At 42.5% G+C, this 15,070-nt stretch carries 17 protein-coding genes; all 17 read left to right on the plus strand.

The window, feature by feature from the left end:
- Positions 1-413: 413 nt before the first annotated feature.
- The 17 genes from trmFO to ACFSCZ_RS03860 all read left to right on the plus strand — a co-directional run bounded on the left by trmFO (position 414) and on the right by ACFSCZ_RS03860 (position 15,007).
- Positions 414-1,721 (plus strand): FADH(2)-oxidizing methylenetetrahydrofolate--tRNA-(uracil(54)-C(5))-methyltransferase TrmFO, encoded by a 1,308-nt coding sequence (trmFO, locus tag ACFSCZ_RS03780; protein WP_380772493.1) that lies wholly within the window; start codon positions 414-416, stop codon positions 1,719-1,721.
- A gap of 64 nt (positions 1,722-1,785) precedes the next feature.
- Positions 1,786-2,685: a tyrosine recombinase XerC gene (gene xerC / locus ACFSCZ_RS03785; protein ID WP_380772411.1), complete on the plus strand. Its 900-nt coding sequence runs from the start codon at positions 1,786-1,788 to the stop codon at positions 2,683-2,685.
- A gap of 19 nt (positions 2,686-2,704) precedes the next feature.
- The gene (hslV, locus tag ACFSCZ_RS03790) at positions 2,705-3,247 is read left to right on the plus strand and encodes an ATP-dependent protease subunit HslV (protein WP_380772412.1); all 543 of its coding nucleotides are present in this window, start codon (positions 2,705-2,707) and stop codon (positions 3,245-3,247) included.
- A 53-nt stretch (positions 3,248-3,300) separates the two neighbouring features.
- Positions 3,301-4,704 carry an HslU--HslV peptidase ATPase subunit gene (gene hslU, locus ACFSCZ_RS03795; protein WP_380772494.1) on the plus strand — a complete coding sequence of 468 codons (1,404 nt, stop codon included), beginning with the start codon at positions 3,301-3,303 and terminating at the stop codon, positions 4,702-4,704.
- Positions 4,705-4,751: 47 nt separating this feature from the next.
- Positions 4,752-5,531, plus strand: coding sequence for a GTP-sensing pleiotropic transcriptional regulator CodY (gene codY, locus ACFSCZ_RS03800; RefSeq protein WP_380772413.1), 780 nt, complete (start codon positions 4,752-4,754; stop codon positions 5,529-5,531).
- A gap of 220 nt (positions 5,532-5,751) precedes the next feature.
- Entirely contained in the window at positions 5,752-6,141 is a 390-nt protein-coding gene (flgB, locus tag ACFSCZ_RS03805) for a flagellar basal body rod protein FlgB (protein WP_380772414.1), read from the plus strand.
- A gap of 2 nt (positions 6,142-6,143) precedes the next feature.
- Positions 6,144-6,602 (plus strand): flagellar basal body rod protein FlgC, encoded by a 459-nt coding sequence (gene flgC / locus ACFSCZ_RS03810; RefSeq protein WP_380772415.1) that lies wholly within the window; start codon positions 6,144-6,146, stop codon positions 6,600-6,602.
- A 25-nt stretch (positions 6,603-6,627) separates the two neighbouring features.
- Positions 6,628-6,942: a flagellar hook-basal body complex protein FliE gene (gene fliE, locus ACFSCZ_RS03815; RefSeq protein ID WP_465270185.1), complete on the plus strand. Its 315-nt coding sequence runs from the start codon at positions 6,628-6,630 to the stop codon at positions 6,940-6,942.
- Between the two features lie 24 nt (positions 6,943-6,966).
- Complete coding sequence (fliF, locus tag ACFSCZ_RS03820; protein WP_380772416.1) at positions 6,967-8,574, plus strand: flagellar basal-body MS-ring/collar protein FliF; 1,608 nt, start codon at positions 6,967-6,969, stop codon at positions 8,572-8,574.
- A 4-nt stretch (positions 8,575-8,578) separates the two neighbouring features.
- The gene (gene fliG, locus ACFSCZ_RS03825; protein ID WP_380772417.1) at positions 8,579-9,586 is read left to right on the plus strand and encodes a flagellar motor switch protein FliG; all 1,008 of its coding nucleotides are present in this window, start codon (positions 8,579-8,581) and stop codon (positions 9,584-9,586) included.
- A complete protein-coding gene (fliH, locus tag ACFSCZ_RS03830) occupies positions 9,579-10,340 on the plus strand; it encodes a flagellar assembly protein FliH (protein ID WP_380772418.1) in 762 nt (253 codons plus the stop codon). Before fliG ends, fliH begins: the two co-directional genes overlap by 8 nt.
- Positions 10,340-11,665 (plus strand): flagellar protein export ATPase FliI, encoded by a 1,326-nt coding sequence (fliI, locus tag ACFSCZ_RS03835; protein WP_380772496.1) that lies wholly within the window; start codon positions 10,340-10,342, stop codon positions 11,663-11,665. Before fliH ends, fliI begins: the two co-directional genes overlap by 1 nt.
- Positions 11,662-12,108 (plus strand): flagellar export protein FliJ, encoded by a 447-nt coding sequence (gene fliJ / locus ACFSCZ_RS03840; protein ID WP_380772419.1) that lies wholly within the window; start codon positions 11,662-11,664, stop codon positions 12,106-12,108. The genes fliI and fliJ overlap by 4 nt, the downstream gene beginning before the upstream one ends.
- Before the next feature lie 8 nt (positions 12,109-12,116).
- Positions 12,117-12,713, plus strand: a complete 597-nt coding sequence (locus ACFSCZ_RS03845) for a MotE family protein (RefSeq protein WP_380772420.1) — start codon at positions 12,117-12,119, stop codon at positions 12,711-12,713.
- 16 nt (positions 12,714-12,729) lie between these two features.
- Positions 12,730-13,968 carry a flagellar hook-length control protein FliK gene (locus tag ACFSCZ_RS03850; protein WP_380772421.1) on the plus strand — a complete coding sequence of 413 codons (1,239 nt, stop codon included), beginning with the start codon at positions 12,730-12,732 and terminating at the stop codon, positions 13,966-13,968.
- A gap of 8 nt (positions 13,969-13,976) precedes the next feature.
- Positions 13,977-14,609, plus strand: coding sequence for a flagellar hook assembly protein FlgD (gene flgD, locus ACFSCZ_RS03855; protein WP_380772422.1), 633 nt, complete (start codon positions 13,977-13,979; stop codon positions 14,607-14,609).
- Between the two features lie 14 nt (positions 14,610-14,623).
- Positions 14,624-15,007, plus strand: a complete 384-nt coding sequence (locus tag ACFSCZ_RS03860; protein WP_380772423.1) for a TIGR02530 family flagellar biosynthesis protein — start codon at positions 14,624-14,626, stop codon at positions 15,005-15,007.
- Positions 15,008-15,070: the final 63 nt, after the last annotated feature.

Here is a 15,070-nt window from a genome sequence, read left to right on the forward strand (position 1 = left end):
CCGGGCTGAATTGACAACAGATACAATGTGGCAGTCGGCCAAAGGCGGGATGCACGATACGATACTGTCTGATCATGACAAGCGGCTTATTTCCTGAGGAGCATGTTGTCAGGAATGCTGGAGATCCGGAGCTGCTGTCAAGACCATCCGGTAACTTGCTCAGGTACCTGTGGTGTCAACTCCCGGAGATATCCATAAAGGAATGTTCCTCCTGACCCTATGCGCCTGGAACACATATGAGATACGTCCGATAAAGAGGGATAAGGTGAGTGCCAAAAGCGCTCACCTTTTCTTAAGCTTAAAATAATCAATAGAGAAGTGCGCTTTGTTTTTAATTATTATTTGTTTAGGGTAAAATGCTATAGGGTTCATGAATATGAAATTGTGAAATATTGATCATACATTTGGAGGTACTGCCCATGCAATCTGTCAATGTAGTAGGTGCGGGATTGGCCGGAAGCGAAGCAGCCTGGCAACTGGCCAAAAGAGGCATCTCAGTGCACTTATATGAAATGAGACCGGTTAAACAAACGCCTGCCCATCATACAGACAAGTTTGCCGAGCTTGTTTGTTCCAACTCACTAAGAGCGAACTCTCTTACGAATGCAGTCGGTGTGTTAAAAGAGGAAATGAGAACAATGGATTCCTTGGTGATTAAAGCAGCCGATCAATCATCAGTTCCGGCAGGGGGAGCTCTTGCTGTTGACAGGCACGACTTTGCGGGATTTATTACTGAACAGCTTCGGAATCATCCGCTCATTACGGTTCACAATGAGGAAATCACTGATATTCCATCCGGTATTACGATCATTGCCACAGGACCACTGACGAGTGACAGCCTGTCACAGAAGCTGAAACAGCTGACGGGGGAGGAACATTTGTATTTTTATGATGCTGCTGCTCCTATCATTGAGAAAGACAGCATAAATATGGATAAAGTTTATTTAAAATCCCGTTATGATAAAGGGGAAGCAGCTTACCTGAACTGTCCGATGAATGAAGAAGAGTTCGACCGATTTTATGATGCCCTTATACAGGCAGAAACTGTTCCGCTTAAAGAATTTGAAAAGGAGATCTTCTTTGAGGGGTGCATGCCCATAGAAGTGATGGCAAAAAGAGGAAAAAAGACAATGCTTTTCGGACCTTTAAAGCCGGTAGGTTTGGAGGATCCCAGAACAGGTAAAATCCCTTATGCTGTTGTACAGCTCCGTCAAGACGATGCTGCGGGAACTTTGTATAATATGGTAGGATTTCAGACTCATCTCAAATGGGGTCCACAAAAGGAAGTCATCCGTCTTATTCCTGGACTGGAGGACGTAGAGATCGTTCGTTATGGTGTAATGCACCGCAATACATTTATTAATTCTCCGAAAGTGCTGAAAGCAACATATCAAACTAAAGAAAGACCAGACCTGTTCTTTGCGGGGCAAATGACTGGTGTGGAAGGGTATGTGGAATCTGCAGCCAGCGGTTTGGCTGCCGGCTTGAACGCATCTTTACTGACCCTGGGCAAAGAGCCGGTTGCATTCCCAAAAGAAACCATGATTGGCAGCATGGCGCACTACATTACATCAACTGGCGCCAAAAACTTCCAGCCTATGAATGTTAATTTTGGGTTATTGCCGCCTTTGGAGGAAAAAATCAGGAACAAGAAACAGAAAAATGAAAAGTATGCTGAACGTGCCATGAATATAATTCAAAACTTTTCGAAAACTTTATAAAAATTCTTTGCAAGGCAAAATGGATTGTGATAATATTTAGAAGGCTCAAAATCGAGGTGGCGAGATGAAGGAAGAAACCGCTATTGCAAAGAACAAGTTTTTGGAATACTTGCAGATCGAGAAAAACTATTCATCTTATACCATAGAATTTTATCAAAAGGATGTAGAGCATTTCATATCATTTATGATTGAACAATGTATCGAAACACTGGATCAAGTAGAATATTTCGATGCCCGTTTGTATGTAACCTCATTGTTTGAGCAGAAATATGCCAGAACGAGTGCTTCGAGAAAAATATCCAGTCTTCGCAGTTTTTTTAAGTTTTTATTGAGAGAAAAAGTTGTACATGACAATCCTTTTGCATTGGTCATTCAGCCTAAGAAGGGAAGAAAGCTGCCAAGTTTTTTGTATGAGGAGGAAATGAATCAATTATTTGCTTCCTGTGATACTTCCACACCTTTGGGATTACGTAATCTTGCCCTAATGGAATTACTATACGCAACCGGGATCAGGGTAAGTGAGTGTGCAAACATTCAAATAAATGATCTGGATTTGGAACTATCAACATTATTGGTAAAAGGAAAAGGGAGAAAAGAACGGTATGTTCCCTTTGGTGCATTTGCAGCGGAATCAATTGAGTCTTATCTGGGCCATGCAAGGGGAAAATTGATCGGAAGTTCGGAACACCCATATGTATTTGTTAATGCAAGAGGAGGCCCGTTAACCGCAAGAGGAATTCGCTATATTCTAAATGATATAATGAATAAAGCTTCTATGTCGGGAAAGATTCATCCTCATATGTTTAGACACAGCTTTGCAACACACATGCTCAATAATGGGGCAGACATGAGAACGGTTCAGGAATTATTGGGGCATTCTCACTTGTCATCCACACAGGTTTATACGCATGTTACAAAGGATCATTTGCGAAAAACGTATATGAATAGCCATCCACGGGCTTGATTGAGCAAGGAGGGACAGAATGGAGCAATTTCATGCAACAACCATTTTCGCTGTTCACCACAAAGGGAAAAGTGCTATGGCGGGAGACGGACAGGTTACATTTGGAGAAGCAGTGGTCATGAAGCATACTGCCCGCAAAGTCAGAAAACTATTTAACGGAAAAGTGCTGGCAGGATTTGCCGGCTCTGTAGCTGATGCTTTTACACTCTTTGAAAAATTTGAAGGCAAGCTTGAGCAGTATAATGGCAACCTTCCCCGGGCTGCAGTTGAATTGGCAAAAGAGTGGAGAAGTGACAAAGTGTTAAGAAAACTTGAGGCGATGTTGATTGTCATGGATACATCGAATCTTCTGCTGATTTCTGGAACGGGTGAGGTCATTGAGCCGGACGATGGTATTTTGGCTATCGGTTCTGGGGGGAATTATGCCCTTGCAGCAGGACGTGCGTTCAAACATTATGCAGCAGAACAAATGAGTGCAAAGGACATGGCAAAAGCTGCACTGGAAATTGCTGCAGACATATGCGTCTACACAAATCGACAAATTATTGTCGAAGAATTGTAACACATGTTGACGATGGAATGAGTTACTGTAAAGGAGGGACTATTTTGCCAGTCATGAAGAAAGGCTCAGAAATGACGCCTAGGCAAATTGTTGATAAGCTGGATCAATATATTGTCGGTCAGAGGGAAGCAAAACGGGCAGTGGCTGTAGCCCTTCGAAACCGATATCGCCGCAGTCTTTTAAGCGAGGACATACGAGACGAGATTATCCCAAAGAATATTTTAATGATGGGACCAACGGGTGTGGGAAAGACTGAGATTGCCCGCCGGCTTGCTAAAATGGTCGGTGCTCCGTTTGTTAAAGTAGAAGCAACCAAATTTACAGAAGTGGGCTATGTGGGACGTGATGTAGAGTCTATGGTCCGTGATCTGGCTGAAACCTCTATTCGAATCGTGAAAGAAGAAAAGATGGAGGAAGTAAAGGAACAGGCTGAGAAACAAGCGAATAAAAGGCTGGTGGAGCTGCTTGTACCAAAGAAAAAGAAAGCTGAGAACTTTAAAAATCCGTTTGAAATGATCTTTGGCGGTAACCAGCAGTCTGAGAGTTCCGTTCAGGATGAGCAAGAAGACATAAGTATTAGGGAAAAAAGAAGAATGATTGAAGAGAAGCTTGCGCGAGGAGAACTTGAAAACGAAATGGTGCAAGTTGAGGTTGAAGAACATCAGCCATCCATGTTTGATTTATTTCAAGGATCAGGAATGGAACAGATGGGTATGAATATGCAGGATGCCTTAAGCAGTCTCATGCCGAAGAAAATGAAGAAAAGAAAGCTTCCTGTTAAAGAAGCCCGCGTTGTTTTGACAAACGATGAAGCCCAAAAGCTTATTGATATGGATGAAGTAACGCAAATGGCCATCACCAAAGCCGAGCAAACCGGGATCATTTTTATTGATGAAATCGATAAAATTGCAAGCAAGGGACAATCATCATCAGCGGATGTGTCCAGAGAAGGAGTCCAGAGAGATATCCTTCCAATTGTGGAAGGATCCACTGTGATGACAAAATATGGACCTATTAAAACGGATTATATTTTATTTATCGCTGCCGGGGCTTTCCATATGGCAAAGCCATCCGATTTAATCCCTGAACTGCAAGGTCGCTTTCCGATCCGGGTAGAGCTTGAAAAGCTGACAGCAGAAGACTTTTATAAAATACTCACTGAGCCTGACAATGCGCTTATTAAACAATATTCAGCATTATTGGAAACAGAAGGTATACAAATAGAATTTTCTGACGATGCTATAACTAGGCTTGCAGAAATCGCCCATGATGTGAATCAAACTACGGATAACATTGGTGCGCGACGCCTGCACACAATTATGGAGAAACTGCTAGAAGATTTGTCCTTTGAAGCTCCGGACGTGACAATGGAGAAAGTGGAGATCACCGCACATTACGTTGATCAAAAACTTTCAGCAATTTCAAAAGACAAAGATTTGAGCCAGTTCATTTTATAGGTATGAAATCCATCAATCTACATTTGAATATTTTAGGAGGAGAAACAATGGATTTATTAACAAGAACACGGACAATTAATGCAATGCTTCAAAATACTGCCGGCAAACCGGTAAATTTCACCGAGATGGCAGAAACTTTGTCGGACCTTATCGAAACGAACGTTTACGTCTTAAGCAGACGCGGAAAAGTACTCGGTTATTCTGTCCGTCAGCCAATCGAAAGCGACAGAATGAAAAAGATCCTGGAAGAACGCAAGTTTCCGGAAGAGTATACAAAAAACTTGTTTAATATCAATGAAACTTCGGCAAACCTGGATATCAACAGTGAGTACGCTGCTTTCCCTGCCGAGAGCAAAGACTTATTTGCAACAGCACTGACCACCATTGTACCGATCATCGGCGGTGGAGAAAGACTGGGCACATTGATATTGGCGCGCCTTGGCCAAGAATTTGACAATGATGACCTAATCCTGGCTGAATATGGTGCTACAGTTGTTGGTATGGAAATTCTCCGTGAAAAAGCGGAGGAAATTGAAGAAGAAGCACGAAGCAAAGCAGTCGTTCAAATGGCGATCAGCTCACTTTCTTACAGTGAACTTGAAGCAATTGAGCATATTTTTGAAGAGCTGAGTGGAACTGAAGGACTTCTCGTTGCATCAAAAATTGCAGACAGAGTGGGAATTACGAGATCTGTCATCGTCAACGCGCTTAGAAAGCTTGAAAGTGCGGGTGTAATTGAGTCACGGTCACTTGGTATGAAAGGTACGTATATTAAAGTGTTGAACTCGAAATTTTTTGTCGAATTAGAGAAGCTAAAGTCTAGCTAAAAGAATGTGATATTAGGTAAAAAAGAACGTCCGATAAGATCAGGCGTTCTTTTTTTTTTTTTTTTTTTTTTTTTTTGTCACATTATAGGTCTTTTTGACTAATTTTCATAATTTTCATCGATAGTTCACATAAAATTTACCCGCCATATATAGACGTAATATGACAAAACGATTACAATATGGATAGTTTAGGAAAAAGAGGAAATTGGCGGTGGTTTTTATGAAACTTTTTTCCGATACCATTCGAACGATAGAACGATCATTGGATTACTCAGCACTGAAACACGAAATAACTGCGCAAAATATTGCTAATGCAGATACCCCTAATTACAAGGGGAAGCAAGTGACTTTCCAAAAGGCACTGAACGAGGCGCTATCGGCATCTACTCTCCGTGTCAGTGACGACAGACACATTACAAACGGACAAAAGCGCGATTCGGCTGTAATCTCCGCCAACAGACAAGTCCAATATGCTCATAATGGAAACAATGTGGATATTGATAAAGAAATGTCAGACCTTGCCGCAAATCAAATATATTACAGTTTGTTAACAGATAGATTAAGCGGGAAATTTCAATCGTTACAGAATGTGATTAAGGGAGGTAAATAGTCATGAGCATTTTCCATTCCATGGGAATTTCTTCCTCGGCGCTGACATCCCAGCGCTTGAGACTGGATGTGATTTCCTCCAATATGGCAAATATTGATACGACGAGGGAACGGATAGTTAATGGAGAATGGCAGCCGTACAGAAGAAAAATGGTCGTCATGACTCCGAAGCAGACATCTTTTTCTTCTGCACTTAACAGAGCCATTGACTCCCAATCCGGACAATCTACTCCCGCAGGTGTAAAGGTATCAAGAATCATCGAAGATCCAACCCCATTTAAAACAATGTATGATCCTGAACACCCCGATGCGGATGAGGAAGGCTATGTTTATTTGCCTAATGTGGACCCGCTTCGCGAAATGGTAGACATGATCAGTGCTACAAGGTCCTACGAGGCTAATGTCACCGTCCTTAATGCAACAAAGGCGATGCTGATGAAGTCACTTGATATAGGAAAATGAGATTCAAATTAAAAAGGGGAAATGATTGATGCAAGTAAATGGCTATCTTTCTCCCTCGGCCAATGTTCTGTCGACCGAAGGAGGATCCGTTCGTGAGAGAATTGAAAATTCACAAGAAAAAAATGATTTTGGCAAGTATTTGAAAAACGCCATTGAAGAAGTGAATCAGTTGCAAAAGCAGTCTGACAAAGCTATCACTATGTTTGCTGAGGGCAAAAAAATCGATATGCATGATGTCATGATTGCCGGACAAAAAGCTTCAGTTTCTATGCAGGCTACACTTGAAATTCGCAACAAAGCTGTGGAAGCTTATCAGGAAATCATGAGAATGCAAGTGTAACCAGAATGTTTAAGGGGATTAACCATGAAAGATATACTGTTAAAACGCTTTTCCGCCATAAAAGAGTATTGGATGAACCGATCAAAAAAACAAAAGATCCTTTTTATAGCAGCTGCTGGTGCCTTGTTGATCTTCATTACATTCCTTACCATCCTGACAACACGAACAACGATGGTACCGCTCTACACAAACCTGTCACCGTCAGAGACAGGAGCAATTAAAGAAGAGCTGGATGCAAGGGGTATCAAATCGGAAATTGCAGAAAATGGATCCTCCATTAAAGTGCCGGATGGCAGTGCAGAAACGTTAATGGTGGAGCTTGCTGCGGAAGGGATACCGAAAACAGGACATATCGATTATTCTTTTTTTGGTGAAAATGCGGGTTTTGGCATGACAGATAATGAATTTAATGTATTAAAGCTGGATGCTATGCAAAATGAGCTGGCCGGGCTTATTAAAAGCATTGACGGTGTTGAAGATGCCAATGTCATGATTACAATGCCGGAGCAAAGTGTGTTTGTAAAAGAAAATAAAGAAGAAGCCTCGGCTTCCATTGTGTTACATACGGAACCTGGACATGATTTTGACGAGAAGCAAATTAAATCACTTTACCATCTCGTGTCTAAAAGTGTCCCGAATTTAACGACAGATAATATCGTGATCCGCAATCAGTATCTGGAATATTTCGATCTTAATGACAGCACTTATGCCGACAGCGGGATTGAAGGCCAACTCAAAATCAAAGAACGTATTGAGCGGAACATCCAGCGCCAGGTCCAGCAAATGCTCGGAACATTAATCGGACATAACAAGGTAATGACATCAGTAACGGCCGATATTGACTTCACCCAGGAAAATAGAGAAGAAAATCTTGTCACTCCTGTTGATGAAGAAAATATGCGGGGGATCGCCATCAGTGCCCAAAGAATAACCGAAACATTTACGGGGGATGGAGCCCAAGCCGGGGGCGTTCCGCAAGCAGCTGATCCGGCTGACAGTGGTGCCAGTCAATATCTGGAAGGCAATGGGGGCGAGGGGGAGTATGAACGATCAGAAGAAACCCTGAACTATGAAGTGAACAAGATCCGAAAAGAAATTGTGGAGAGCCCCTATAAGATACGTGATCTTGGTATACAGGTCATGGTTGAGCCGCCTGATCCGGAGGAGCCTTTTTCCTTTCCTGAAGATAGAAGGGATGATATACAGCAGCTGCTTTCTACTATTGTAAAGACATCTATTGACAAGGACAGCGGTACCGATTTATCAGATGAAGCCATTGAGGAAAAAGTTGTTGTATCCGTACAGCCCTTTAACGGTAATGCAGATCCCGAAGAGGATCCTTCCAAAGCTGCTTTGCCTTGGTGGGCTTATATTATTGGAGGACTTCTCCTGGCAGTCATCGCTGTTTTAATTTATTTATGGCTGCGAGCAAGGGGAGAAAGAGAAGAAGAGATGGAGGACATCGCTGCAGATGACCTGCCATCAGAACCTCAGCCGCCAAGTGCTGAAGAACTTGCTGCACTCAAAACTGCAGACCATCGTCAACAGCTTGAAGAAATGGCCAAAGAAAATCCGGAGCAATTTGCCAATTTATTGCGCACATGGCTAGCAGAAGACGAGGAGGACATGTAGAGAATTGGAAAAGAAACAAAAACTTTCACCATTGCAAAAAGCTGCTGTACTTCTCATATCTTTGGGACCCGATACCGCTTCAAAAATTTATAAGCAGCTGACTGAAAAAGAAGTGGAAAAGCTGACAATGGAAATCTCCACTCTCCGCAATGTCACATCCGAAAGAAAAGACAGAGTGATCAATGAATTTCACCATATTGCGGTAGCGCAAAAATACATTACGCAGGGTGGACTGGATTATGCAAAAGTCGTTTTGGAAAAGGCCTTTGGATATGAAGAGGCATCAAAAATGCTGAAAAAGCTTAATGCCTCCCTTCAGACCAAACCATTTGATTTTGCAAAAAGAGCAGATGCGGGACAAATATTGCACCTCATTCAAAATGAGCATCCGCAAACGATTGCTCTCGTTCTTACATATTTGGAACCTGAGAAGGCTGGCCAAATTCTTTCGGAGCTTCCGGATGAAACACAAGCGGACATTGCAAGGAGAATCGCGGTTATGGATGGAACTTCTCCGGACGTCATTAAAGAAGTAGAAGAAATTTTAAAAAGAAAACTGTCTGCAACGGTTACGGATGATTACTCACAAAGCGGCGGAATTGAAACGATCGTACAGGTATTGCAAGGAGTAGACCGGGCGACAGAAAAGACGATTCTGGATACCCTCGGTGTTCAGGATCCCGGACTCGCAGAGAATATACGAGAAAGAATGTTTGTCTTTGAAGATATTGTGATTTTGGATAATCTTTCCATTCAGCGTGTCATCAGAGAATGCGAAACAGATGATTTAATGCTGGCGCTTAAAGTGGCCAGCGATGAAGTGAAAGAAACGATTTTAAGCAACATGTCCACCAGAATGGCTGTAACGATACAAGAAGAGATGGAATTGATGGGGCCTGTCCGTCTACGGGAAATTGAGGAAGCCCAGTCGAACATTGTAGCCATTATCCGTCGCCTGGAGGATGCAGGAGAGATTATCCTTGCACGCGGAGGGGATGAAATTATTGTCTAATATTCTAAGGTTTCATCCGGAAGAAATTTTAGCGGACTCTAAGCTTATTAAACCTAAAAAAGTCGCTGGAACGGTCCGTGAAAATGAGAACATCGATCCGTCTATTGAAGAGAAAATGTATAAATTAGTGGAAAACGCAAAAAAACAGGCGGAGCGCATACTGGAAGCGGCCGCTCGTGAAGCTGAACAGCTTCGGAAGCAGATCAATGAAGAAAAAAGCCATTGGGAGTCGGAGAAAAAAAGCTTGTCAGAGCAAGCTTGGAATGAGGGCTACCAAAGCGGTTTGGAGCAAGGAAGGAAAGCTGGAAAAAACGAATATTCGAAGTTAATAGATACTGCTGCAGAAGCTATTAACCAAGCGCGTTCCGATACAAAGACCTATATTGCAAGCGCGGAACAAACGATATTGGAATTGGCCATGGCCAGTGCGGAAACTATTTTGGGAACGGTTTTGACTGAAACACCCGAGAAATTTTTGGAGGTAGTAAAAAAAGGGATAGCAGAATTAAAAGATGAAAAAGAAGTGGAAATTTATGTTCATCCGTCGAAATTACAATGGCTGGTTTCTTCCAGAAGTGTTTTGGAGTCTATATTTCCGCGAGAAGTCAATTGCTATTTTTATCCAAAAGAAGAATTGGGTGACGATGATTGTGTCATAGAGTGTGAGACTGTCCGTATTGATGTAAGTATCGACAGCCAGTTAAAAGAATTAAAAGAAAGGCTTGTGGAACTTTTGTCCGCAGATCCGGAATGATGAAAGCAAAAGATTTGCTTCCTGCTATTAAAGCCATGAATCCAGTCAAACGATATGGAAAAGTAATGAAGGTTGTCGGATTGATGATTGAGTCATTCGGCCCGGAATGTTCCATAGGAGATGTTTGCATGATTCACACCGGCAGCAAGGCAAACGGCCGGAAAGTGATGGCAGAAGTAGTGGGCTTTAAGGAGAAACATCTAATTTTAATGCCTTATACAAATCTGATGGATATAGCACCGGGGAATCTTGTTGAAACAACGGGAAAACCGTTGGAAATAATGGCAGGACCGGAAATAATCGGAAATGTGGTAAATGCACTTGGACAACCCATGGATGATTCAATTCTTCCGCGGGGGATGAGTTCTGTACAAATAGACCGTGATCCCCCCAACCCTTTAACTAGACCCCCCATTACAGAGCAGCTAAATATTGGGATAAAAGCCATTGACAGCCTGCTTCCTGTCGGAAAAGGACAACGCATGGGGATCTTTGCCGGCAGCGGGGTCGGAAAAAGTACGCTGCTTGGAATGATTGCCCGAAATACGACGGCGGATATCAATGTGATAGCCCTGATCGGTGAGCGGGGAAGAGAGGTAAAGGAGTTTCTTGAAAATGACCTGGGTCCCGAAGGTTTGAAAAAGTCCGTCATTGTCGCATCTACTTCTGATCAGCCTGCACTCATGAGGATTAAAGGTGCTTTTACAGCTACAGCCATTGCAGAATATTTTCGCGATAGAGGCTATAGCGTAAATCTGTTGATGGATTCGGTAACGAGGGTAGCTATGAGCCAAAGGGAGGTCGGATTGGCAGTAGGTGAGCCGCCGGCAACCAGAGGGTATACTCCGTCCGTTTTTGCTTTGCTGCCCCGCCTCTTGGAAAGGGCTGGAACAAGCCCCAGTGGTTCCATTACCGGTTTTTATACGGTGCTTGTAGACGGGGATGACATGAATGAACCGATTGCCGATACAGTTAGAGGGATTTTAGACGGACATATTGTCCTTGACCGGGCTTTGGCCAATCAAGGCCATTATCCTGCAATCAATGTCCTCAAGAGTGTCAGCCGGCTGATGAATCAACTTGCTGAACCAGACCATATAAAAGCTGCAAATGAGATCAGGCAATTATTGAGTACATATGTAAATGCAGAAGACCTGATTAATATTGGAGCATATAAAAAAGGGGCTTCTGAGGAAATTGACACGGCAATTGAATACCATCCGGAAATTGTAAAATTTTTACGGCAAGACATCAATGAACAGCCAACAAAGAAGGAAAGTATCCAAGCTTTGATCCACTTGGCGGAAACGGGTGAATTTCGTTGAAATTTGACTACAGGTTTCAGCATATTTTAACACTTAAAGAAAAAGAAAAAGAAGAAGTTTCATCTCTCTATGAGGAATCGGTCAGGAAATTTGAACAAGCAGCCAAGACTTTATATGAATTATTGAAGAAAAAGGAAACACTGGAGAAGTTTCAATCGGAAAAATTGGAAACAGGTTATCACATTCAGAAAATCAGACATCATCAAGTTTTTATTCAACATCATGAAAAAGCCATACAAGAATGGCAGAAAAAAGTCATTTCAACTCGAAATGAGATGCGCTGCTGGGAAGAGAAACTTCTTGAAAGCAATATTGAAGTAAAGAAATATGAAAAAATGAAAGATAAAAGCTATAAGTATTTTAAACGGTTCATTCATGTGGAGGAATCTCGACAAATGGACGAAATGGCTGCCATTCAATTTCAACATCGAAAAGGAAATTAGGTGACAAGTTGGGAAAGAAAGTAGATAAGCCAAAAGAACTTAAAAAATCTGGTGTTTTTCAAAAGTTTCTTACATGGATTATCATCCCGCTTTTGCTGATCCTTTTTCTTGCCATGCTGGCTGCTACAGTAACCGGCGTGAATGTTTATGAAAAAGCCAAGGAGGCCGGGGCCAAGCTTCCTCTTATCTCGAGCATGATGGGTGGAAGTGATATGGTCAGCAGGGATGATTACAATGAGGGAGTCATCAGCCTGGAAGCTCAGATAGAAGAGAAGAATGTAGAAATTTCTCGCCTGGAACGAGAGCTGGAGGACAGTGAGTCCAAGATCACCTTATTGGAACAAGATAAAAAAAGACTGGAAGCAGCTTTAGATGAAGCAGATGAAGCAAGGAACGAGAAAGACGGCGGAATGAAAGAGGTCGTAGATGTGTATGAAGCCATGATGCCCAAAAGGGCTGCTTCTATTATTGTTGAAATGTCAGATGATGAGGCGGTAGCGATTCTAAAGCAATTGAACCCGGAATCGCTGGCAAGGATTATGGAGAAAATGCCGCCGGATAAAGCGGCAGTTTATACAAATCGGCTTGCCTCAGAATCTCAATAAAGGGAGGTGACATTTAATGAGAATCATTTCATGGGAATCCCCTTTGCCTGCAGCTATTATACCCGTCCCAAACAGTAAAGCAGGGGACGCTGACGGCAGTTTTGGAAGTTTCCTTAATCAAAAGCTTGCAGTCTATCATTCTATACAGGCTGTAAATGAGTCCGGAAGTGCTGACACTGCGGCTGAAAGTCAAAGTAACTTACAGGTATTGGAAAAAGCTTTGGCACTCTTAAAGGAAATTCAGAAAGCACTATTTCCACCATCGAACACCAGAGAAAAAGAGGTCCTTTCCGACACTGCTTTTCTTTATGAGCAGTTGAACAAGACTGATCTTGAAATGGCATCTTCGGACTGGGAAGAAAGTTTAACACTTTTTATTGCGGCAGCACATGTGTTTTTACAGCAGAATGGGGAAGAGCTTCTGAAGATTCACTCGCTTGTAAAAGATCTGAAAGCCATGCTGCTGGATGTCGGCCCGCTGCCTATAAAAAGGGAAAAGGCATTTCCTTTTCAGGAACAGCCGTTAGCCGAGCATCTGATCCGGCATAAAAATCCGAGCGACACATCCGGGCAGCGGGCTCAGGACACCGCATATGCAGGGAAGAAAGTAGATATCGAAAAGGAACAGCCGGCCGTTTTCCGCCTTCAGACCGAGGGTCTGAAAGAAAAGAGAGTTCAAAGCCCCTTGCAGGACAGTGGACTGCCGGTACATTCTCCAAAGGATACCCAGGCTCACGATGCCATTATTGGACAATCAGGTATGCGGGCTGCGGGTAAAACGGAAGAAATGATCATGAACTTAGTAGAAAACAGTTCGTTTGAAAGGCAAGCCAAAGAAATGATCAGACAATTGGCCGGTATTTTGCATAAATCGCATTTTAAACAGGCATTGCAGACAAAAAGTTTGACTGTACGTCTGTACCCGGAGCATTTGGGATCTTTGCGGATCGAACTGATTCAAAAGGATGGAATGATGCTGGCTCGGATTCTAACGTCTACCGGTATTGCAAAGGAAATGCTGGATTCCCAGCTTCATCAGTTAAGACAGGCTTTTATCCAGCAAAACGTTCAGGTGGATAAAATCGATGTTACTTTTTATGACGGACTTGAAAAATATAGCAGCCGGAATCCTAACCAGGATCATGAAAAACAGCAGTCACAGCAGGAAGCTGAGAACAGCACGATGAAGGAAGAGAAAGAAGAGGAAGATTTTTCGCGTTTTTTGGAGCAAGTGTTATTTGAAATGGAAGTGTAGGTGAAAATATGACAAATGCAATCGATACAGATTATTTTTTGCCTGCAGAAGCGGCCAAAGGAGAATCTGTTGACAATGGTTCGTTGGGCAAAGATGCTTTTATGAAAATTTTATTTACACAGCTGCAAAACCAGGATCCGCTCAATCCGATGGAAGATACGGAATTTATTAGCCAAATGGCAACATTTTCATCACTTGAACAACTGATGAATATGAACAAGACGCTTGAGAGGTTTGTTCAGAGCACCACACAAGCAAATTTACTCGCTTATAGCGAATTTGTCGGAAAAGAAGTGACATGGCATGAAATGATCGGAGGTAACGATGCAAAGGAAGATCCTGAAGTAACAGAAGGGCGGGGGGTCGTTCAATCTATTCAATTTCTGGGAGACTCTGTAAAAATCATTCTGGAAGACGGCAAAGAATTAGTTCCGGCAAATATTTCTGAAATTCATCAAAGCCAGGAAGTAAACACTTTAGCTCAGGCGAGCCATCTGATCGGAAAGAAAACAGTTTATTTGGATGGAGAGAGGGAGCAAACAGGGGTTGTAGCCTCCGTCACCTCCAAAAAGGGCAGTATATATTTGATTATGGACAACGGATCTGTGGTGGCTCCCGAAAAACTGACGAAAATTGAGTAAGGGGAGGCGATGATGTGAAACCATTGATTCATTCCATTCAGTCGCCATTCCACATACATCCTGGCGGTCACAGAAAGGAAAACCAACACATAAGTGAGACATCCTTTTCAAAGCATTTACAGCAGTCTATTGAAGATACAGGACAATTAAAAGTGAGCAAGCATGCACGCATAAGAATGAAACAAAGGAACATTGATATTAGCGATGCAACGTGGGATCAAATCGAACGAAAACTTTATGAAGCCAAATCTAAAGGTATTCAAGAACCGCTGGTCATTTTGAAAAATGCGGCTATGGTTGTAAGTGCGAAAAACAACACGGTAATTACTATGATGGAAAGAAATGAAACTGCCGGGAAAATTTTTAACAATATTGATGGAACTATTCTATTAGACTAACAAGCGGCTGGACCTTATTAAGGAAGCCAACGGCTGTGGATTGACGGATACAGCCGAAGAAAG

The organism is Siminovitchia sediminis (assembly GCF_042680885.1).
Lineage (GTDB): Bacteria > Bacillota > Bacilli > Bacillales > Bacillaceae_C > Siminovitchia > Siminovitchia sediminis.

What these genes read in the sequence shown, in the direction of transcription:
- flgB (WP_380772414.1), top strand. Translation starts at nt 5,752, where the DNA reads ATGAAACTTTTTTCCGATACCATTCGAACGATAGAACGATCATTGGAT.
- ACFSCZ_RS03850 (WP_380772421.1), top strand. Translation starts at nt 12,730, where the DNA reads ATGAGAATCATTTCATGGGAATCCCCTTTGCCTGCAGCTATTATACCC.
- flgC (WP_380772415.1), top strand. Translation starts at nt 6,144, where the DNA reads ATGAGCATTTTCCATTCCATGGGAATTTCTTCCTCGGCGCTGACATCC.
- fliI (WP_380772496.1), top strand. Translation starts at nt 10,340, where the DNA reads ATGAAAGCAAAAGATTTGCTTCCTGCTATTAAAGCCATGAATCCAGTC.
- fliF (WP_380772416.1), top strand. Translation starts at nt 6,967, where the DNA reads ATGAAAGATATACTGTTAAAACGCTTTTCCGCCATAAAAGAGTATTGG.
- hslV (WP_380772412.1), top strand. Translation starts at nt 2,705, where the DNA reads ATGGAGCAATTTCATGCAACAACCATTTTCGCTGTTCACCACAAAGGG.
- xerC (WP_380772411.1), top strand. Translation starts at nt 1,786, where the DNA reads ATGAAGGAAGAAACCGCTATTGCAAAGAACAAGTTTTTGGAATACTTG.
- codY (WP_380772413.1), top strand. Translation starts at nt 4,752, where the DNA reads ATGGATTTATTAACAAGAACACGGACAATTAATGCAATGCTTCAAAAT.
- hslU (WP_380772494.1), top strand. Translation starts at nt 3,301, where the DNA reads ATGAAGAAAGGCTCAGAAATGACGCCTAGGCAAATTGTTGATAAGCTG.
- flgD (WP_380772422.1), top strand. Translation starts at nt 13,977, where the DNA reads ATGACAAATGCAATCGATACAGATTATTTTTTGCCTGCAGAAGCGGCC.